Origin of the sequence: Pseudomonas sp. CMR5c (assembly GCF_003850545.1) — a bacterium.
Classification (GTDB): Bacteria; Pseudomonadota; Gammaproteobacteria; order Pseudomonadales; family Pseudomonadaceae; genus Aquipseudomonas; species Aquipseudomonas piscis.
The window spans coordinates 4,879,892-4,900,510 of the sequence record NZ_CP027705.1 but is presented as its reverse complement, the minus strand read 5'-3'; the positions used below and the strand labels follow the sequence as shown (position 1 = coordinate 4,900,510).

Genomic DNA, 20,619 nt, shown 5'->3' with positions numbered 1-20,619 from the left:
GGCCCGGGCAAAACCGGGTGGGGTTGAGGGACGCGGAGCAATAGGCGCAGAATGGGCGCCCTTGGGGTTCTACCTCGCCTGCTAGAAAAGGAAACTCGATGACCCGTCTTCGTGCCCTCTGTTCCGCGGTTGTTCTGGTCTGTGCCAGCGGCCAGGTTCTTGCCGATACCGCCAGCCACAACGCCAGTGCCGAGGCTTTCCTGACCCTGGCCCATGCGGACAAGCTCGGTACCCCGGTCTACATGCAAGTGCAGCAGATGTTCGCCCAGCGTTTCGAGCAGACCAAGGCTCCGGAATCCAAGCGTGCGCTGCTGGAAACCTACCAGGCCAAGGCCAACGCCGCCCTGGACCAGGCCATCGGCTGGAACAAGCTGAAACCGGACATGGTCAAGCTCTACACCAGCAACTTCAGTGAGTCGGAGCTCAAGGAACTGGTGGCGTTCTACCAGTCGCCACTGGGCAAGAAGGTCCTGGAGAAGATGCCCCAGCTGACCCAACAATCGGCGCAGATGACCCAGGGCAAGCTGGAAAGCGCAGTGCCGGTGGTGAACAAGCTGCTGGCCGACATGACCGCCGAGCTCGAGCCCAAGGCCGCTCCGGCGAAGAAGAAGTAAGCGGAGCCCGCGATGATCATGCAACAACGGATCGAAACGGCGCTGGCGGGCTTGCAGCCTGCGCACCTGCAAGTGCTGGACGAAAGCCACATGCATAGCCGTGGCCAGGAAACCCACTTCAAGGCGGTGCTGGTCAGCGAGCAGTTTGCCGGCCTCAACAGCGTCAAGCGCCACCAGAAGGTCTACGCCACCCTGGGTGAGCTGATGGGCCAGTTCCATGCCCTGGCGCTGCATACCTACACGCCCCAGGAATGGGAAACGATCGGCGCGGCCCCGGCCTCGCCGACCTGCGCCGGGGGCCATTCCTAGGCGTCGCGGCGCAGGCCGGCGGCGAGCCCTGGTTGCAGATTCCCGGCTCGGCTGCTCGCTTGCGGCTCGAGACTTGGAGCTTGCCGCCGGCTTCCTGTTACAATCCGCAACGCGCCGCTTAGCCGGCGCGTTTTTTTTGCATCCGGTTCACCCTTTACGAGGGTAGCCACCTGGAGATTACCCATGACTCAACCCATAGTCGTGGCGGCACTGTACAAGTTCGTCACCCTCGAAGATTACGTCAGCCTGCGCGAGCCCCTGCTGCAGGCCATGCTCGACAACGGCATCAAGGGCACCCTGCTGATTGCCGAGGAAGGCATCAATGGCACGGTTTCCGGCAGCCGTGAAGGCATCGACGGCCTGCTGGCCTGGCTCAAGAACGACCCGCGCATGCACGACATCGATCACAAGGAGTCGTACTGCGACGAGCAGCCGTTCTACCGCACCAAGGTCAAGCTGAAGAAGGAAATCGTCACCCTGGGCGTGCCGGGCGTGGACCCGAACAAGCAAGTCGGGACCTACGTCGAGCCCCAGGACTGGAACGCCCTGATCAGCGACCCGGAGGTCCTGCTGATCGACACCCGTAACGACTACGAGGTGTCCATCGGTACCTTCGAAGGCGCCATCGATCCGAAGACCACCACCTTCCGCGAGTTCCCGGACTACATCCGGGCCAACTTCGACCCCAGCAAGCACAAGAAAGTGGCGATGTTCTGCACCGGCGGCATTCGCTGCGAGAAGGCTTCGAGCTACATGCTCAGCGAAGGTTTCGGCGAGGTGTTCCACCTCAAGGGCGGGATCCTCAAGTACCTCGAGGAAGTGCCGCAGCAAGAGAGCAAGTGGCAGGGCGACTGCTTCGTGTTCGACAACCGGGTCACCGTGCGCCACGACCTGAGCGAAGGCGACTACGATCAATGTCATGCCTGCCGGACTCCGGTGAGCGTCGAGGATCGTACCTCCGAGCACTACGTGCCGGGCATCAGTTGCCCCCATTGCTGGGACACGTTGAGCGAGAAGACTCGCCGCAGCGCCATCGACCGGCAGAAACAGATCGAGTTGGCCAAGGCTCGCAACCAGCCGCACCCGATCGGCTACAACTACAAGCAAACATCCTCCGAGGCCTGAGCCATGTCCGCCCGCCTGCTCTATGTGATGGACCCAATGTGTTCATGGTGCTGGGGCTTTGCTCCGGTGGCCGAGGCCCTGGTGGAGCAGGCACAAGCTGCCGGCGTCGAGCTGCACCTGGTAGTGGGCGGCCTGCGCACTGGCAGCGGCGCGGCCCTGGAGCCCACGACCCGGCGCTACATCCTCGAACACTGGCAGGCGGTGCACCAGGCCACCGGCCAGGCATTCAAGTTCGAGGGGGCGTTGCCCGACGGATTCGTCTATGACACCGAACCGGCTTGCCGGGCCATCGTCACTGCGCGTGGCCTGGCGCCGGATTGCGCCTGGAAGCTGTTGGGTTTGATCCAGCGGGCGTTCTATGTCGAAGGCCGGGATGTGACCCTGGCCAGCGTGTTGGTGGAACTGGCCGAGCGGGCCGGAGTGCCGCGCATCGAATTCGCCGAGGCTTTCGACCGCGCCGAGCAGCATGCGGCCACGGCGGCGGACTTCACCTGGGTCCAGGACCTGGGCATCGCCGGGTTCCCCACCATGCTGGCCGAACGCAACGGTCAACTGGCGTTGCTGACCAACGGCTACCAGCCACTTGGCGAACTCTCGCCGTTGCTGGGGCGTTGGCTGGAGCGCGCTGCCAGTGCCTGAGCCGGTCGATCCAGGCGCCAGCGGCAAGACCGTCGATCGTCTGAGCTGGGCGGAAATCCGTCGCCTGGCCCTGCAACACAAGAAATCCCTGTGGATCGCCAATGGCGTCGCCGTCCTGGCGACCCTGTGCAGTGTGCCGATCCCCTTGCTGTTGCCGTTGCTGGTGGACGAAGTGCTGCTGGGGCATGGCGATGCCGCGTTGCAGGTGATGCGGCTGTTGCTGCCGGCTTCCTGGCATAGCGCCGCTGGCTACATCGGCCTGATGCTGCTGGCGACCCTGATCCTGCGTTGCGCGGCCCTGGTGTTCAACGTGGTCCAGGCCCGATTGTTCGCCGGCCTGGCCAAGGACATCGTCTATCGCATCCGCATCCGCCTGATCGAGCGACTCAAGCGCATCTCCCTGGGTGAGTATGAAAGCCTGGGTGGCGGCACGGTCAGCAGCCACCTGGTGACCGACCTGGACACCGTGGACAAGTTCGTCGGCGAGACCCTGAGTCGTTTCCTGGTGGCCATGCTGACCCTGGTGGGCACCGCCGGGATCCTGATGTGGATGCACTGGAAACTGGCATTGCTGATCCTGCTGTTCAACCCGTTGGTGATCTTCGCCACGGTGCAACTGGGCAAGCGGGTCAAGCACCTGAAGAAGCTGGAGAACGACAGCACCTCGCGCTTCACCCAGGCCCTGACCGAGACGCTGGAAGCGATCCAGGAAGTCCGTGCCGGCAATCGCCAGGGCTACTTCCTCGGGCGCTTGGGGCAGCGTGCCGAAGAGGTGCGGGATTATGCGGTGGCCTCGCAGTGGAAAAGCGACGCTTCGGGGCGGGCCAGCGGGCTGTTGTTCCAGTTCGGCATCGATATCTTCCGCGCCGTGGCGATGCTCACCGTGCTGTTTTCCGGCCTGTCCATCGGCCAGATGCTCGCGGTGTTCAGCTACCTGTGGTTCATGATCGGGCCGGTGGAGCAATTGCTGAACCTGCAGTACGCCTATTACGCCGCGGGCGGGGCGCTGACCCGGATCAACGAGCTGCTGGCGCGCGCCGACGAGCCGCAATATGCCGGTGGCGTGGACCCGTTCCAGGGACGCGAGACCGTGGGCATCGAGGTGCGCGGGCTGAGCTTCGGTTATGGCGACGAGCGCGTGCTGGACAACATGAACCTGTCCATCGCCCCGGGGGAGAAGGTGGCGATCGTCGGCGCCAGCGGCGGCGGCAAGAGTACCCTGGTGCAACTGTTGCTTGGCCTGTACACGCCGCAGGCCGGTAGTATCCGCTTCGGCGGCTCGACCCAGGAGGAGATCGGCCTGGCGACCGTGCGCGAGAACGTGGCCGTGGTGCTGCAGCATCCAGCGCTGTTCAACGACACCGTACGGGCCAACCTGACCATGGGCCGTGAGCGCAGCGACAATGCCTGCTGGCAGGCGCTGGAGATCGCCCAGCTGGATGTCACGGTGAGGAGCCTGCCCCAGGGGCTGGACACCGTGGTCGGACGTTCCGGGGTACGACTGTCAGGGGGGCAGCGCCAGCGCCTGGCGATTGCGCGGATGGTCCTGGCCGAACCCAAGGTGGTGATCCTCGATGAGGCCACCTCCGCCCTGGATGCGGCCACCGAATACAACCTGCACCAGGCGCTGACGCGCTTTTTGCGGGGCCGGACTACGCTGATCATTGCCCATCGCCTGTCGGCGGTGAAGCAGGCGGACCGGGTATTGGTGTTCGATGGCGGACAGATCGCCGAAGATGGCGACCATCAGCAGCTGATTGCCGATGGCGGCCTCTATGCCAAGCTTTATGGGCATTTGCAGCAAGTTCGAGCGCCTTGAGTTTTATCCGGCTTTCTGTGCTTAGTGCTTGAATTTCCAGATGTATTGATCGCTTCAGCAGGCTTGGCTCGGGACCTTTTGCAAAGGGCCCGAGCCAACGGCCGTTCGCCCGGTCTCGAAACGGGGGAAATTAGCCTAATCTGTGCTGTCTGAGGCGGGACTACTGGGTGTTCATTTGGCAGTGCTGAAGCAAGGACCCTCATGAAGCAAAAGCGGACTTTCGCAACGCCACGGTTGTTGGGCATTGTCTGGCCTTTCATTGCAGTGGTGGTATTCCAGGCACTCCTGGGTGGCCTCAGCCTGTATGTGCTATCGGCGGTGCGTGGCTACGTCGCCGGCGAAAGCCTGTGGTCCAAGGGCCAGAAAGACGCTATCTACTACCTCAGCCTGTATGCCGACAGCCGCGACGAAGGCACCTTCCTCAAATACCAGAACGCGATCGCCGTGCCTCAGGGCGGGCATGAGCTGCGGGTGGCGCTCGATAGCCAGCCTCCAGACCTGGAAGCAGCGCGCCTGGGGATCCTCAAGGGCGGCAACCACCCGGACGACGTGGCCAGCCTGATCTGGCTGTACCTCAACTTCCGGCACTTCAGCTACCTGGAAAAAGCCATCGACCGCTGGACCGTGGGCGACAGCTACCTGTTGCAACTGGACCGGGTGGCGCGGGAAATGCACCAGCACATCAGCAGCAACAATGCCAGCGAGGCCGATGTCCAGCGCTGGAAGAGCGAAATCTTCGCTATCAACGACGGGGTCACCCCCGCGGCCAAGGCGTTCAGCGATGCCCTTGGAGAGGGCTCGCGGGTGATCCTGCGGTTGCTGCTGGTGACCAACCTGGCCACGGCGTTGTTCCTGATCGGCCTGGCTTTGCTGCGCACCCACAAGCTGCTGGCCCAGCGCCATGCCTTCGCCACCGCCCTGCAGTTGGAGAAAGAGCGGGCGCAGATCACCTTGCAGTCCATCGGCGATGGGGTAATCACCACTGATGTCGAGGGTGCCATCGCCTACATGAACCCGGCGGCGGAGGAACTGACTCGCTGGAAGGCTGCGCAGGCCGTGGGTTTGCCCCTGGCGGCACTGTTCAATCTGCTGGATGAAAACGCCCAGGCCGATGGTTTCACGCTGATCGAGCATATTCTCAGCGGCCAGCTCAGTGGTGGCAGCGAGCATTCCAAGCTGATCCAGCGCCTGGACGGCAGCACGGTGTCGGTGACGCTGGTGGGGGCGCCGATCCGCAATGCCGGGAAGGTCAGCGGTGCGGTGCTAGTGCTGCACGACATGACCCAGGAGCGGCAGTACATCGCCAACCTGTCCTGGCAGGCGACCCACGATGCGCTGACTGGCCTGGCCAACCGTCGCGAGTTCGAGTTCCGCCTGGAACAGGCCCTGTACGGCCTGGCCCGGCAACCGGCGCGACATGCCCTGATGTTCCTGGACCTGGACCAGTTCAAGCTGGTCAACGACACCTGCGGCCATGCCGCCGGCGACGAATTGCTGCGGCATATCTGCGCCTTGCTGCAGTCGGGCCTGCGCGAGGGCGATACCCTGGCCCGGCTGGGTGGGGACGAGTTCGGCATCCTCCTGGAGAATTGCTCGCCGGAGGCTGCGGAGAAAATCGCCGAAGGCTTGCGCCAGACCGTGCAGAACCTGCATTTCGTCTGGAAGGGCCGGCCGTTCGTGACCACCGTGAGCATCGGCCTGGTACATATCGCCCAGACCCCGACCACCCTGGAGGCCTCCCTGCGCGCGGCGGACATGGCCTGCTACATGGCCAAGGAAAAGGGCCGCAACCGAGTGCAGGTCTACCATGCCGATGACTCGGAGCTGTCCCTGCGTTTTGGCGAGATGGCCTGGGTCCAGCGCTTGCACATGGCGCTGGAGGAAAACCGCTTCTGCCTGTACTCCCAGGAAATCACCGCGCTGGGCCATATGGAGGGAGATGGCGGCCATCTGGAGATCCTCCTGCGGCTGCACGATGAGGCCGGGCGCATGATCCTGCCGGACAGTTTCATCCCGGCAGCCGAGCGCTATGGCCTGATGACGTCCCTGGATCGCTGGGTAGTACAGAACGTATTCAAGATCGTTGCCCAGTGCATCGAAGAGGGCCGGGAAGGGCCGATGGCCATGTGCGCGATCAATTTGTCGGGGATCACCATCGGCGACGACGAGTTCCTCGACTTCCTGCGCGAGCAGTTCGCCATCTACCGGGTACCACCGGAGCTGATCTGTTTTGAAATTACCGAAACCAGCGCCATCGCCAATCTGGGCAGCGCGATTCGTTTTATAAACGAACTCAAGGGCTTAGGTTGTCATTTTTCCCTGGACGACTTTTGTGCGGGAATGTCGTCGTTCGCTTATCTCAAACATTTGCCTGTAGACTTCCTGAAGATCGATGGAAGTTTCGTAAAGGATATGCTGGACGACCCGATTAACCGCGCCATGGTCGAGGTGATCAACCATATCGGGCATGTCATGGGTAAGCGCACGATTGCCGAATTCGTCGAAACGCCGCAGATCGAACAGGCCCTGCTCGAGATCGGCGTGGATTATGCTCAAGGCTACAACATCGAGCGTCCGCAATTGTTCACCTGTGACAGCCTGCAGTGTCGACCCGTGCGGCCACGGCCCGTATTGCTCAAGGCGCCCGGCACGTTCCGCTGAAACCTTCTTTGGATCCGTACATCACAATCAAAAGGAGCCCGACAGTGATCGACACATTCAGCCGAACCGGCCCGCTCATGGAAGCTGCCAGTTACCCCGCCTGGACCCAGCAATTGATCCAGGACTGCAGCGAGAGCAAGCGCCGCGTCGTAGAGCATGAGCTGTACCAGCGCATGCGAGACAACAAGCTCAGCCCGAAAGTCATGCGCCAATACCTGATCGGTGGGTGGCCGGTGGTCGAGCAGTTCGCCCTGTACATGGCGCAGAACCTGACCAAGACCCGCTTTGCCCGCCATCCCGGGGAAGACATGGCGCGCCGCTGGTTGATGCGCAACATTCGCGTCGAGCTCAACCATGCCGACTACTGGGTGCACTGGAGTCGGGCCCATGGGGTGACCCTTGAAGACCTGCAGGCCCAGCAGGTGCCACCGGAGCTGCATGCCCTGAGCCACTGGTGCTGGCATACCAGTTCGGCGGATTCGCTGATCGTGGCGATCGCCGCCACCAACTACGCCATCGAAGGGGCGACTGGCGAGTGGTCGGCCCTGGTCTGCTCCAACGGTATCTATGCGGCGTCTTTTCCCGAGGAAGATCGCAAGCGCGCCATGAAGTGGCTGAAGATGCACGCGCAGTATGACGATGCCCACCCTTGGGAAGCGCTAGAGATCATCGTCACCCTGGCTGGGCTGAACCCGAGCAAGGCGCTGCAGGCCGAACTACGTCAGGCGATCTGCAAGAGCTATGACTATATGTACCTGTTCCTGGAACGCTGCATGCAGCTGGAAAAGAGCACGGTGACTCGCGAGCGCCTGGCGCTGGCCGAGGGCTGAGTCAGCAGTTGGCAGGACAGATCGCCACAAGCGGCTAGCGCTTGTGGCGATATTTGACGCCTAGCCCGCCATGGCCAGGCGATTGCGACCCTCGCGCTTGGCGACGTAAAGCGCGCTATCGGCGCGGCGCAGCAGGCTTTCAGCGGATTCCCCGGGCAGGAGCGTGGCGCAGCCCAGGCTGACGGTCAGTTCGATCAGCTTGCCATCGGCCCGATGCTCCTGGGCCTGGGCAGCATTACGCAGGCGTTCCCCGACCATGGCCGCAGCCTCGCGACCGGTGTTGGAAAGCAGGATCAGAAATTCTTCCCCGCCGAAACGGAACACCATGTCCACATTGCGCAATTGCCCCTTGATGGAGGCGGCAACGCTTTTGAGCACCTCATCGCCAGTACCGTGGCCATGGCTATCGTTGATGCGCTTGAAGTGGTCGATGTCCAGCATCAGCAGCGATAGCGGCAGCAGGTGGCGTCGAGCCATCTCGATTTCCCGCGACAGGGTCTGGTCCATGGCGATGCGATTGCCGGTGTCGGTCAACGGGTCGCGCAGGGCGCTGCGGGTGGCGGCGCGGTACAGCAAGGCGTTGCGCATCGGGTAGAGCAGGGTGGAGAGCAAGGATTCCAGGTGGCCTTGTTCGCTATCGCTGAAGCGCTGGTTGCGACGAAAGACCAGTTCGCCCATGGGCTCGCCTTCATGGCTGAGGCTGTAGCTGATGGAGTGATGGCCGCGCTGGCCGAACTCCAGGCGCAGGTCGCTGGGGGTGTATGCGTAGTGCAGGGCATCGAGGGGAACCAGGCGCTGCACTTCGCGAAAGAACAGGCCCAGGATGCGTTGTGGTTCCAGGCTGGTCTGCAGTTGCAGGCCCAGTTGCTGGCGCAACTGCGCGAGGCTCACAGGCTGCTTGAGCAGTGGCGACTGTTGGGTAAAGCCCAGGCGTTGCAATTTGGCGCTGTCAAAGTCAATTGCGTTGTTCTGGGTGGGAATCTTCATCTGAGCTTGCGCCCCCTGAGCACTGTGTAAAGTCTTACTGGCCTGGGTGAGAGCGGCTCGGAGCTGCGCGTCGTACTGTTCCTTCAGTCCCGTAGGACAATCGCGCACATTTTATGCCGCTTCATCTTGGGCTTCCACGCCCCGATAAAAGCCATGTTCCACGGTGCCAAGGCACGGTGTGTTGAGTGTTCTTAGAGCGAAACTCGTGCCATTCGGTTCAGATTGAGAAAAATCCATTCAATTCAATGGTTTGGAAACATGCGAAAAATTGCCGTCATCCGGTGCGACGGTTGTTTGGCTTGAAGTCCGTGCCGGATGAGGCTTGTCGAGGAGTCGCGACGGTATTCCGTCGCGACGAACGGCGGGGGGTTACTGCGCGTCGAATGCCTGGCCGTTGATGCCGGCGCTGTCCGGGCCCATGAGATAGAGGTAGACCGGCATGATTTCTTCGGGCTGGGGGTTCTTGCTGGGGTTTTCGCCCGGGTAGGCCAGGGCGCGCATGCTGGTGCGGGTGGCGCCGGGGTTGATGCTGTTGGCGCGTACCGGGGCGACGGTGTCCAGTTCGTCGGCGAGGGTTTGCATCAGGCCTTCGGTGGCGAACTTGGATACCCCGTAGGCGCCCCAGTAGGCGCGGCCCTTGCGGCCGACACTGCTGGAGGTGAAGACCACCGAAGCGTCCTGGGACAGCTTGAGCAGCGGCAGCAGGGTGCTGGTCAGCATGAAGGTAGCGTTGACGTTGACCTGCATGACCCGCATGAAGTTCTCCCCCGACAGCTGTTCCAGCGGTGTGCGCGGGCCAATGATCGAGGCGTTGTGCAGCAGGCCGTCGAGGCGACCGAATTCGGCTTCGATCATGGCCGCCAACTCGTCGTACTGGTGCGGCAACGCGGTTTCCAGGTTGAACGGGATCACTACGGGCTGCGGGTGCCCGGCGGCCTCGATGGCGTCGTAGACTTCGGTCAGGTTGGCCTCGGTCTTGCCCAGCAGGAGCACGGTGGCACCGTGGGCGGCGTAGGTCTTGGCGGCGGCGGCGCCGATGCCACGACCGGCGCCGGTGACCAGGATGATCCGGTCCTTGAGCAGTTCGGGGCGGGCGGAGTAATCAAACATAAAAAGCCTCAGCGGAAATGGGAGCCTGCCCGGGAGTCAGTCGGGCAGGGCGCTGCTCAGCAGCTGCACAATGCGTTATCCAGGACCTGGCGCAGTTCCAGCGGGTGGCTGACCACCACGTCTGCGCCCCAGTGCCGGGGATTGTCGTCCGGGTGGATGTAGCCGTAGGTCACGGCTGCGGTCTTGGTGCCGGCATCGCGGCCGGATTCGATATCGCGCAGGTCGTCGCCGATGAACAGCACGGTGGACGGGTCCAGGTCGAGCATCTTGCAGGCCAGGATCAGTGGTTCGGGATCCGGCTTGCTGTTCTTCACGTGATCGGGGCAGATCAGCAGGGCCGAGCGCTCGGCCAGTCCCAGTTGTTCCATGATCGGCGCAGCGAAGCGCACGGGCTTGTTGGTCACCACGCCCCAGGGCAGGTTCGCTCGCTCGATGTCGGCCAGCAGCTGTTCCATGCCGTCGAACAACCGGCTATGCACTGCGCAATGCTCGAGGTAGCGCTCGAGGAACTCCTGGCGCAACTCTTCGAATCCCGGGGATTCTGGGTCCATGGAAAAGGTCACGGCCACCATGGCCCGGGCACCGCCCGAGACTTCGTCACGGATATGCTGGTCAGGGATGGGCGGCAGGCCGCGATCACGGCGCATGCCCTGGCAGACCGCGATGAAGTCCGGCGCGGTATCGAGCAAGGTGCCATCCATATCGAAAAGAACGGCTCTTATGGCCATGTTTCACTCCTCTCGCAGGGTCTGGATCATGTAGTTGACGTCCACGTCGGCTGCCAGCTTGTAGTGCTTGGTCAGCGGGTTGTAGGTCAGGCCGATGATGTCCTTGACGGTCAGGCCGGCGGCGCGGCTCCAGGCGCCGAGTTCCGATGGGCGGATGAATTTCTTGAAGTCATGGGTGCCGCGTGGCAGCAGTTTCATGATGTATTCCGCGCCGACGATGGCGAACAGGTAGGCCTTGGGGTTGCGGTTGATGGTGGAGAAGAACACCTGGCCACCGGGCTTGACCATGCGGAAGCAGGCGCGGATCACCGACGAAGGATCGGGAACGTGCTCGAGCATCTCCAGGCAGGTGACCACGTCGAACTGCTCGGGCATTTCCTCGGCCAGGGCCTCGGCGGTGATCTGCCGGTATTCGACGTTCACCCCGGATTCCAACTGGTGCAGCTGGGCGACCGCCAGCGGGGCCTCGCCCATGTCGATCCCGGTGACGGTAGCGCCACGCTGGGCCATGGCTTCGCTGAGGATGCCGCCGCCGCAACCGACGTCCAGGACCTTCTTGCCGGCCAGGCCGACCCGTTCGTCGATCCAGTTGACCCGCAGCGGATTGATATCGTGCAGGGGCTTGAACTCGCTTTCGCGGTCCCACCAGCGGTGGGCCAGGGCTTCGAACTTGGCGATTTCAGCGTGGTCGACGTTGCTCATGGGTAGTGCTCCAAAACTTGAGGAATTCGGTAGGGCCTCGTGCTTGCGCGAGGCCCGGGTTTATTGGACGTGCCCGCTGATGCGCCGGGCCCAGTCGCGGGCGGTTTCGCCGAGTTGGCGCTCGTCCATGCGGCTTAGCCGTTTGTTGTCCAGTAGCTGCTTGCCGGCCACCCAGAGGTGCGTCACGCAGTCGCGGCCGGTGGCGTAGATCAGTTGCGACACCGGGTCGTAAATCGGTTGCTGGGCCAGCCCGGACAGGTCGAATGCCACCAGGTCCGCAGCCTTGCCGAGCTCCAGGGAGCCCACTTCATCGTCCAGGCCCATGGCTCTGGCGCCGTTGAGGGTGGCCATGCGCAGGGCGCGATGGGCATCCAGTGCCGTTGCCGAGCCCGCCACGGCCTTGGCCAGCAAGGCTGCGGTGCGGGTTTCGCCGAGCAGATCCAGGTCGTTGTTGCTGGCCGCGCCGTCGGTGCCCACCGCGACATTCACCCCGGCCTGCCACAGGCGCTCCACCGGACAGAAGCCGCCGGCCAGTTTAAGGTTGGACTCCGGGCAATGAACCACGCTGGTGTTGGTTTCTACCAGCAAAGCCAGGTCTTCATCGCTGATTTGGGTCATATGAACGGCCTGGAAGCGTGGTCCCAGCAAGCCTAGCCGGGAGAGGCGAGCCAGCGGTCGCTCGCCATGCCGCTCCAGGGACTGCTGGACCTCGAACGCGGTCTCGTGCACGTGCATGTGGATCGAGGCGTCGAGTTCCTCGGCGATCATGCGGACCTTCTCCAGGTTCTCGTCGCCTACGGTGTAGGGAGCATGGGGGCCGAAGGTGATGCGGATACGCGGGTGATGCTTGAGATCGCTGAACAGTTCCACGCCCTGGCGAATGGCTTCGGCCGCGTCGTGGGCACCGGGAATCGGGAAGTCCAGTACCGGGATGGCGATCTGGGCGCGAATGCCGCTGTTATGGACTCGTTCGCTGGCGACCTTGGGGAAGAAATACATGTCGGAGAAGCAGGTGATGCCGCCTTTTATCTGCTCGGCGATGGCCAGGTCCGTGCCGTCGTGGACGAAGGCTTCATCCACCCACTTGGCTTCGGCGGGCCAGATGTGGTTCTCCAGCCAGGTCATCAGTGGCAGGTCGTCGGCCAGGCCGCGGAACAGGGTCATGGCCGCATGCCCGTGGGCGTTGATCAGGCCCGGGCTGAGCAGCATGCCGGGCAGTTCGCGGACCTCGCCAGCCTGGCGTCTCAGGGCTTCGCTGCGTGGCCCGATGAAGGCGATGCGACCGTCGCGGATGCCCAGGCCGTGGTCCTTGAGGACGACGCCGGCTGGCTCCACGGGCACCAACCAGGTGGGCAGCAGCAGGAGGTCGAGCGCAGGTTCACGGTTCGGCATCGAGTATCGGTCCAGGGCTTCAAAGACAAAGGATGGCGAAGTATACCCGAGCGTCTTCGCCGGGGGATCGCTATAATCGGCGGCTTTTGTTCATGAGTGCGGGGTGAGGGATGCGCGATCGTCTGTTGGCTGCGGAGAAGGTCAAGGCCATTGATTGGCGGGATGGCACTCTGTACCTGCTCGATCAGCGGGCCTTGCCCCTTGAAGAGACCTGGCTGGCCTGCGACAGCGTCGCTGCGGTGGCCGAGGCCATTCGCGCGATGGCGGTGCGCGGCGCGTCGGCCATTGGCATCAGTGCGGCCTACGGTGTGGTCCTGGCTGCGCGCGCACGTTTTGCTGCCGGCGGCGATTGGATCGCCGCGCTCGATGCGGACTTCGAGCTGCTCGAAGCCACCCGGCCGACCGCGGTCAACCTTTCCTGGGCCTTGCGCCACATGCGTGAGCGGCTGGAGCGGGTCAGGGAACATGCCGACCCTCTGGCTGTCCTGGAGGTCGAGGCCCTGGCGATCCATGAAAGCGATCGCGAGGCCAACCTGACCATGGCCCAGCTCGGGGTGGAGCTGATTCGTCGATACCAGGGCAACCCGCAGACGCTGCTGACCCACTGCAATACTGGCGCCCTGGCCAGCGGTGGCTTCGGCACTGCCCTGGGAGTGATTCGCGGAGCCTGGCTGGAAGGCATGGTGGAGCGGGTCTATGTCGATGAAACCCGGCCCTGGCTGCAAGGCTCACGTTTGACTGCCTGGGAGCTTGCCAGCGAAGGCGTGCCGGTAACCTTGAACGCCGACGCCGCGGCGGCGCACATCATGAAGACCAAGGGCCTGACCTGGGTGGTGGTCGGCGCGGACCGGATCGCCGCCAATGGCGATGTGGCGAACAAGATCGGTACCTACCAGTTGGCCGTCAACGCCATGCACCATGGCGTGCGCTTCATGGTGGTGGCCTCCAGCTCGACCATCGACATGAGCCTGGCCACTGGCGAGGATATTCCGCTCGAGGAGCGCGACGCCCGGGAGCTGCTGGAGGTGGGTGGCAAGCCGGTGGGGGCGGCGGTGGAGGTCTTCAATCCGGTGTTCGACGTCACGCCGGCGGACCTGATCGATGTCATCGTCACCGAGAAGGGCATCGTCGAGCGCCCTGATGCGGCAAAGATGGCCCAATTGCTGTGTCGCAAGCGCCTGCATTGATCCTGCGTCGACACCTGCCGCTGGGTTGACCGGTAAATGATCGCCGACAGGTAAAAAACCGGGTTGGCGGGAAGGGGGATCGGTCTCTGAGGCCCTGTCGCCGTCTTTCAGGTGGTCATCGGTCAACTAGCTACGTTCCATGCGCATCAGGGGGATAGGTGCGTGGCGGCGATTGTGATAACATCCGGCGGTTTCCAGGGTGGTCCGATGCGGTCACCTCTACTGCGCAAATCCATGTCATAACTTGTTGATTTGTCGTAAGTCGGTGCTGGCACTAGGCCTGCAGCGGCGAGCTTCGTTCGTCCCATCTGGATGTGGCGAAGTTTCACCAGAAAAAGGAATCAGGCTTCTCATGGGCGAACTGGCCAAAGAAATCCTACCGGTCAATATCGAAGACGAGCTGAAACAGTCCTACCTCGACTACGCGATGAGCGTAATCGTCGGGCGGGCACTGCCTGATGCGCGCGACGGCTTGAAGCCCGTGCACCGGCGTGTGCTGTACGCGATGAGCGAACTCGGTAACGACTGGAACAAGCCGTACAAGAAATCTGCCCGTGTGGTCGGTGACGTGATCGGTAAGTACCACCCCCACGGCGATACTGCGGTGTACGACACCATCGTCCGCATGGCCCAGCCATTCTCCCTGCGCTACTTGCTGGTAGACGGCCAGGGCAACTTCGGTTCGGTGGACGGCGATAACGCGGCGGCCATGCGATACACCGAAGTGCGCATGACCAAGCTGGCGCACGAGCTGCTGGCCGACCTGCACAAGGAAACCGTGGATTGGGTGCCCAACTATGATGGCACCGAACTGATTCCCGCGGTCATGCCGACCAAGATCCCCAACCTGCTGGTCAACGGCTCCAGCGGTATTGCCGTGGGCATGGCGACCAACATCCCGCCGCACAACCTGGGCGAAGTGATCGATGGCTGCCTGGCGCTGATCGACAATCCCGAGCTGAGCGTCGACGACCTGATGCAGTTCATCCCGGGTCCGGACTTCCCCACCGCCGGTATCATCAACGGGCGCCAGGGCATCATCGAGGCCTATCGCACCGGCCGTGGCCGCATCTACATGCGCGCCCGCTCCACCATCGAGGACATCGACAAGGTCGGTGGTCGCCAGCAGATCGTCATCACCGAGCTGCCATACCAGCTGAACAAAGCCCGCCTGATCGAGAAGATCGCCGAGCTGGTCAAGGAGAAGAGGCTCGAAGGCATCACCGAGCTGCGCGACGAGTCCGACAAGGACGGCATGCGCGTAGTGATCGAGCTGCGCCGTGGCGAAGTGCCGGAAGTGGTGCTCAACAATCTCTACGCCCAGACCCAGCTGCAGAGCGTGTTCGGTATCAACATCGTCGCGCTGATCGACGGTCGTCCGCGGATCCTCAATCTGAAGGACCTGCTGGAAGCCTTCGTTCGTCACCGTCGCGAAGTGGTGACCCGGCGTACCGTATTCGAGCTGCGCAAGGCTCGCGAGCGTGGCCATATCCTCGAAGGCCAGGCCGTTGCCCTGTCCAACATCGATCCGGTCATCGCCCTGATCAAGGCCTCGCCGACCCCATCGGAAGCCAAGGAAGCGCTGGTTTCCACGCCGTGGGAATCCAGTGCCGTGCAGGTCATGGTCGAGCGCGCTGGTGCCGATTCCTGCCGTCCTGAGGACCTGCCAGAGCAGTATGGCCTGCACGACGGTAAGTACTTCCTGTCCCCGGAACAGGCCCAGGCCATCCTGGAGCTGCGCCTGCACCGCCTGACCGGCCTGGAGCACGAGAAACTGCTGGCCGAGTACCAGGAGATCCTCAACCAGATCGGCGAGCTGATCCGCATCCTCAACAGCGCCGAGCGCCTGATGGAAGTGATTCGCGAAGAGCTGGAAGTGATCCGTGCCGAATACGGCGACGAGCGCCGCACCGAAATCGTCAATGCGACCCACGACCTCGACTACGGCGACATGATCCCCGAAGAAGAGCGCGTAGTGACCATTTCCCATGGCGGTTATGCCAAGACCCAGCCGTTGTCGGCCTACCAGGCCCAGCGCCGTGGTGGCAAGGGCAAGTCGGCGACCGGCGTGAAGGATGAGGACTACATCGAGCACCTGCTGGTAGCCAACAGCCATGCGACCCTGTTGCTGTTCTCCAGCAAGGGCAAGGTGTACTGGCTCAAGACCTACGAGATTCCTGAAGCCTCCCGTGCTGCCCGTGGCCGTCCGCTGGTGAACATCATCGACTCGCTGGAGCAGGGCGAGCGCATTACCGCGATGTTGCAGATCGACCTCGAGGCCCTGCAGCAGGGCGCTGATTCCGAAGAAGTGGAAGAGGCCGAGGACGTGCTGGCCGAAGCCGAAGTGATGGATGAAGAGGAAGCCGAGGACGACGACGATCGCGACACGCCGGAGTGGGTCGCTGAGCCGACCGGTGCCTTCGTCTTCATGGCGACGGCCTTCGGCCTGGTCAAGAAAGTTTCGCTGGCGAGCTTCGCCAAACCGCGCAAGGCCGGCCTGATCGCCTTGAAGCTGAAAGAGGGCGATACCCTGATCGCTGCGGCCATCACCGACGGTGCGCGGGAAGTCATGTTGTTCTCCAGCGCCAGCAAGGTCATCCGTTTCGTCGAGAGCGAAGTTCGCGAGCGCGGTCGTGTAGCCGGTGGTGTGCGCGGGATGAAACTGGGCAAGTCCCAGCAACTGATCTCCATGCTGATCCCCGAGTCCGGTGCGCAGATCCTCACTGCGTCCGAACGCGGTATTGGCAAGCGTACCGAGCTGCCCAAGTTCCCGCGCCGCAAGCGTGGTGGCCAGGGCGTGATCGCCATGAAGGGCCGTACCGGCAACCTGATCGGCGCCATCCAGGTGCGCGAGGACGAGCAGATCATGCTCATCTCCGACCAGGGGACCCTGGTGCGCACCCGGGTCGGCGAGGTGTCCATCCTCAGCCGCAACACCCAGGGGGTGACGCTGATCAAGTTGGCCGACGATGAGACGTTGGTAGGCCTGGAGCGTATCCAGGCGTCGGATGAGCTCGAAGACGTGCTCGAAGACGGCGAGGTGATCGATGGCGAGGTGGTCGACACCGAGGGCGAGGAGCCCGGCGCCGCCGACGAGGTGCCCCAGAAGTAACCTAGCGCAATAACCCGGCGGGGCGATCAGCATGATCGCCCCGCTTCATAAATGAAGCAGAGCGAGAGTGGATGTGAGCAAACGAGCCTTTAACTTCTGCGCAGGCCCTGCCGCGCTTCCTGAAGCGGTGCTGAAGCGCGCCCAGGCCGAGATGCTGGACTGGAACGGCAAGGGCCTGTCGGTCATGGAAATGAGCCACCGTAGCGACGACTATGTGGCCATCGCCGAAAAAGCCGAGCAGGACCTGCGCGAGCTGATGTCCATCCCCTCCAACTATAAGGTGTTGTTCCTCCAGGGCGGCGCCAGCCAGCAATTCGCCGAGATCCCGTTGAACCTGCTGCCGGAAAACGGCACGGCCGACTATGTCGAGACCGGTATCTGGTCGAAGAAGGCCATCGAGGAAGCCCGTCGCTTCGGCGCCGTCAACATCGCCGCCAGCGCCAAGGCTTACGACTACCTGGCCATTCCGGGCCAGAACGAGTGGAAGCTGACCCCCAACGCGGCCTACGTGCACTATGCGTCCAACGAAACCATCGGTGGCCTGCAGTTCGACTGGGTGCCGCAGACCGGTGACGTGCCTCTGGTGGTCGACATGTCCTCCGACATTCTTTCGCGTCCGGCCGATGTGTCGCAGTACGGCATGATCTACGCCGGCGCGCAGAAGAACATCGGTCCGAGTGGCCTGGTGGTGGTGATCGTTCGTGAAGATCTGCTGGGCCGTGCCCGTAGCGCTTGTCCGACCATGCTCGACTACAAGGTCGCTGCCGACAACGGCTCGATGTACAACACTCCGGCCACCTATTCCTGGTATCTCTCGGGTCTGGTCTTCGAGTGGCTGAAGGAGCAGGGTGGTGTTGCCGCCATGGAGCAGCGCAACAAGGCGAAGAAAGACACCCTGTACGGCTTCATCGACAACAGTGACTTCTACACCAACCCGATCAGCGTCAACGCCCGCTCGTGGATGAACGTGCCGTTCCGTCTGGCCGACGAGCGCCTGGACAAGGCTTTCCTGGCCGGCGCGGATGCCCGTGGTCTGCTCAATCTCAAGGGCCACCGCTCGGTAGGTGGCATGCGTGCCTCCATCTACAACGCATTGGGCCTCGATGCGGTCAACGCCCTGGTGGCCTACATGGCGGAGTTCGAGAAGGAACATGGCTGATGTCTGAGCAAGAACTCAAGGCCTTGCGCCTGCGCATTGACTCCCTGGACGAGAAGGTCCTGGAGCTGATCAGTGAACGCGCGCGTTGTGCTCAGGAAGTGGCCCGGGTGAAGACGGCTTCCCTGGCCGAAGGTGAGGTGCCGGTGTTCTATCGCCCCGAGCGTGAGGCCCAGGTCCTCAAGCGGGTGATGGAGCGTAACCAGGGGCCGCTGGACAACGAGGAAATGGCGCGGTTGTTCCGCGAGATCATGTCTTCCTGCCTGGCGCTGGAGCAGCCGCTGAAAGTGGCCTATCTGGGGCCCGAGGGCACCTTCACCCAGGCTGCGGCCCTGAAGCATTTCGGTCATGCGGTGATCAGCAAGCCGATGGCGGCCATCGACGAGGTGTTCCGCGAAGTGGCGGCCGGTGCGGTGAACTTCGGCGTAGTACCGGTGGAAAACTCCACCGAGGGTGCGGTCAACCACACCCTCGACAGCTTCCTCGAGCACGACATGGTGATTTGCGGCGAGGTCGAGCTGCGTATTCACCACCACTTGCTGGTGGGCGAGAACACCAAGACCGAGAGCATCAGTCGTATCTACTCCCATGCCCAGTCGCTGGCCCAGTGCCGCAAGTGGCTGGACGCCCACTATCCGAATGTGGAGCGGGTCGCGGTATCGAGCAATGCCGAGGCCGCCAAGCGGGTCAAGGGCGAGTGGAACTCCGCGGCGATTGCCGGCGACATGGCGGCGAGCCTTTACGGCCTGACTCGTCTGGCCGACAAGATCGAGGACCGTCCGGACAACTCCACGCGGTTCCTGATGATTGGCAACCAGGAAGTGCCACCGACTGGTGACGACAAGACCTCGATCATCGTTTCCATGAGCAACAAGCCAGGTGCGTTGCACGAGCTGCTGGTGCCATTCCATGACAATGGCATCGACCTGACGCGGATCGAGACCCGGCCTTCGCGCAGTGGCAAATGGACCTACGTATTCTTCATCGACTTCGTCGGCCACCACCGCGACCCGCTGGTCAAGGGTGTGCTGGAGAAAATCAGTCAGGAAGCAGTGGCACTCAAGGTGCTGGGTTCCTACCCGAAAGCGGTTCTCTGAGGCATTTAACAATGAGTGGCGACTTCCTCGCCCTGGCGCAGCCAGGTGTGCAACAACTTTCGCCGTACGTTCCGGGCAAGCCCGTGGACGAACTGGCCCGTGAGCTGGATATCGATCCGGCCACCATCGTCAAGCTGGCGAGCAACGAAAATCCGCTGGGCGCCAGTCCGAAGGCGCTTGCAGCGATTCGCGAAGAGCTGGCCGAGCTGACCCGCTACCCGGATGGCAACGGCTTCGCGCTCAAGTCCCTGTTGGCCGAGCGCTGTGGCGTCGAGATCGAGCAGGTGACCCTTGGCAATGGCTCCAACGACATCCTCGAGCTGGTCGCTCGCGCCTACCTCGCCCCAGGCCTGAACGCGGTGTTCAGCGAGCACGCCTTTGCCGTCTACCCGATCGTCACCCAGGCGGTCGGGGCCGAGGCGCGGGTAGTGCCGGCCAAGGATTGGGGGCACGACCTGTCCGCCATGCTCAAGGCCATCGATGCGCAGACCCGGGTGGTATTCATCGCCAACCCGAACAACCCGACAGGCACCTGGTTCGATGCCGAGGCGCTGGACGAGTTTCTCCAGGACGTACCGGCCCATGTGCTGGTGGTGCTGGACGAGGCCTACATCGAGTATGCCGAAGGCAGTGATCTGCCTGATGGCCTGGATTTCCTGGCGGCTTACCCGAACCTACTGGTCTCGCGGACGTTTTCCAAGGCATACGGCCTGGCAGCGCTGCGGGTCGGTTATGGCTTGTCTACCGCGGTAGTGGCGGATGTGCTGAATCGCGTGCGCCAGCCCTTCAACGTCAACAGCCTGGCCCTGGCAGCGGCTTGCGCAGCGTTGCAGGACGATGACTACCTGGCTGAAAGCCGCCGCCTCAACGAGGCTGGCATGCAGCAGTTGGAAGCGGGGTTTCGCGAGCTGGGCCTGGGCTGGATCCCGTCCAGGGGCAACTTCATTGCCGTTGACCTGGGGCGCGAAGCCGCGCCGGTATTCCAGGGGTTGTTGCGTGAAGGGGTGATCGTGCGCCCCGTGGCCAACTACGCAATGCCCAACCACCTGCGCGTGACCATCGGCTTGCCGGCGGAAAACACTCGCTTCCTCGAGGCCTTGGCCAAGGTCATGGCTCGTGGTTGATGTCATTCCAGTGCAATCTGCTGTGCC

17 protein-coding genes are annotated in these 20,619 nt (G+C 63.0%); 12 read left to right on the top strand and 5 right to left on the bottom strand.

The features are described 5' to 3' along the window. Positions 1 to 98 precede the first annotated feature (98 nt). The 7 genes from C4K40_RS22360 (at position 99) to C4K40_RS22330 (ending at position 7,997) form a co-directional block, all read left to right on the top strand. Positions 99 to 614: a DUF2059 domain-containing protein gene (locus C4K40_RS22360; protein ID WP_022640136.1), complete on the top strand. Its 516-nt coding sequence runs from the start codon at positions 99 to 101 to the stop codon at positions 612 to 614. A 12-nt stretch (positions 615 to 626) separates the two neighbouring features. Further along, positions 627 to 923 carry a BolA family transcriptional regulator gene (locus C4K40_RS22355; RefSeq protein ID WP_022640135.1) on the top strand — a complete coding sequence of 99 codons (297 nt, stop codon included), beginning with the start codon at positions 627 to 629 and terminating at the stop codon, positions 921 to 923. Between the two features lie 183 nt (positions 924 to 1,106). Beyond that, positions 1,107 to 2,048 carry a rhodanese-related sulfurtransferase gene (locus tag C4K40_RS22350; protein WP_053133227.1) on the top strand — a complete coding sequence of 314 codons (942 nt, stop codon included), beginning with the start codon at positions 1,107 to 1,109 and terminating at the stop codon, positions 2,046 to 2,048. Positions 2,049 to 2,084: 36 nt separating this feature from the next. Beyond that, a complete protein-coding gene (locus C4K40_RS22345; protein WP_172681653.1) occupies positions 2,085 to 2,687 on the top strand; it encodes a DsbA family protein in 603 nt (200 codons plus the stop codon). Continuing rightward, complete coding sequence (locus C4K40_RS22340; protein WP_053133224.1) at positions 2,680 to 4,506, top strand: ABC transporter ATP-binding protein; 1,827 nt, start codon at positions 2,680 to 2,682, stop codon at positions 4,504 to 4,506. Before C4K40_RS22345 ends, C4K40_RS22340 begins: the two co-directional genes overlap by 8 nt. Positions 4,507 to 4,707: 201 nt before the next feature. Continuing rightward, positions 4,708 to 7,167, top strand: coding sequence for an EAL domain-containing protein (locus tag C4K40_RS22335; protein ID WP_053133222.1), 2,460 nt, complete (start codon positions 4,708 to 4,710; stop codon positions 7,165 to 7,167). Between the two features lie 77 nt (positions 7,168 to 7,244). Beyond that, positions 7,245 to 7,997: a TenA family transcriptional regulator gene (locus C4K40_RS22330; protein ID WP_152898903.1), complete on the top strand. Its 753-nt coding sequence runs from the start codon at positions 7,245 to 7,247 to the stop codon at positions 7,995 to 7,997. Between the two features lie 60 nt (positions 7,998 to 8,057). Here C4K40_RS22330 and C4K40_RS22325 read toward each other — a convergent pair whose 3' ends face one another. From C4K40_RS22325 to C4K40_RS22305, 5 genes are all read right to left on the bottom strand, one after another. Further along, complete coding sequence (locus C4K40_RS22325; protein ID WP_053133219.1) at positions 8,058 to 8,984, bottom strand: GGDEF domain-containing protein; 927 nt, start codon at positions 8,982 to 8,984, stop codon at positions 8,058 to 8,060. A 369-nt stretch (positions 8,985 to 9,353) separates the two neighbouring features. Then, a complete protein-coding gene (locus C4K40_RS22320; RefSeq protein WP_022640128.1) occupies positions 9,354 to 10,094 on the bottom strand; it encodes a YciK family oxidoreductase in 741 nt (246 codons plus the stop codon). A gap of 56 nt (positions 10,095 to 10,150) precedes the next feature. Further along, complete coding sequence (gene mupP / locus C4K40_RS22315) at positions 10,151 to 10,822, bottom strand: N-acetylmuramic acid 6-phosphate phosphatase MupP (protein WP_053133216.1); 672 nt, start codon at positions 10,820 to 10,822, stop codon at positions 10,151 to 10,153. 3 nt (positions 10,823 to 10,825) lie between these two features. Further along, complete coding sequence (ubiG, locus tag C4K40_RS22310) at positions 10,826 to 11,524, bottom strand: bifunctional 2-polyprenyl-6-hydroxyphenol methylase/3-demethylubiquinol 3-O-methyltransferase UbiG (protein ID WP_022640126.1); 699 nt, start codon at positions 11,522 to 11,524, stop codon at positions 10,826 to 10,828. Between the two features lie 60 nt (positions 11,525 to 11,584). Beyond that, positions 11,585 to 12,916 (bottom strand): TRZ/ATZ family hydrolase, encoded by a 1,332-nt coding sequence (locus C4K40_RS22305; protein WP_053133213.1) that lies wholly within the window; start codon positions 12,914 to 12,916, stop codon positions 11,585 to 11,587. Between the two features lie 110 nt (positions 12,917 to 13,026). On the opposite strand from C4K40_RS22305, the gene mtnA reads away from it, so the two are divergent. From mtnA to hisC, 5 genes are all read left to right on the top strand, one after another. Beyond that, the gene (gene mtnA / locus C4K40_RS22300; RefSeq protein ID WP_053133210.1) at positions 13,027 to 14,103 is read left to right on the top strand and encodes an S-methyl-5-thioribose-1-phosphate isomerase; all 1,077 of its coding nucleotides are present in this window, start codon (positions 13,027 to 13,029) and stop codon (positions 14,101 to 14,103) included. 352 nt (positions 14,104 to 14,455) lie between these two features. Further along, the gene (gene gyrA / locus C4K40_RS22295) at positions 14,456 to 17,215 is read left to right on the top strand and encodes a DNA gyrase subunit A (protein WP_053133207.1); all 2,760 of its coding nucleotides are present in this window, start codon (positions 14,456 to 14,458) and stop codon (positions 17,213 to 17,215) included. A 73-nt stretch (positions 17,216 to 17,288) separates the two neighbouring features. Further along, positions 17,289 to 18,374, top strand: a complete 1,086-nt coding sequence (gene serC / locus C4K40_RS22290; RefSeq protein WP_031320272.1) for a 3-phosphoserine/phosphohydroxythreonine transaminase — start codon at positions 17,289 to 17,291, stop codon at positions 18,372 to 18,374. After that, entirely contained in the window at positions 18,374 to 19,468 is a 1,095-nt protein-coding gene (pheA, locus tag C4K40_RS22285; RefSeq protein WP_053133204.1) for a prephenate dehydratase, read from the top strand. Before serC ends, pheA begins: the two co-directional genes overlap by 1 nt. 11 nt (positions 19,469 to 19,479) lie before the next feature. Next, positions 19,480 to 20,592 carry a histidinol-phosphate transaminase gene (gene hisC / locus C4K40_RS22280; protein ID WP_053133201.1) on the top strand — a complete coding sequence of 371 codons (1,113 nt, stop codon included), beginning with the start codon at positions 19,480 to 19,482 and terminating at the stop codon, positions 20,590 to 20,592. Positions 20,593 to 20,619 lie beyond the last annotated feature (27 nt).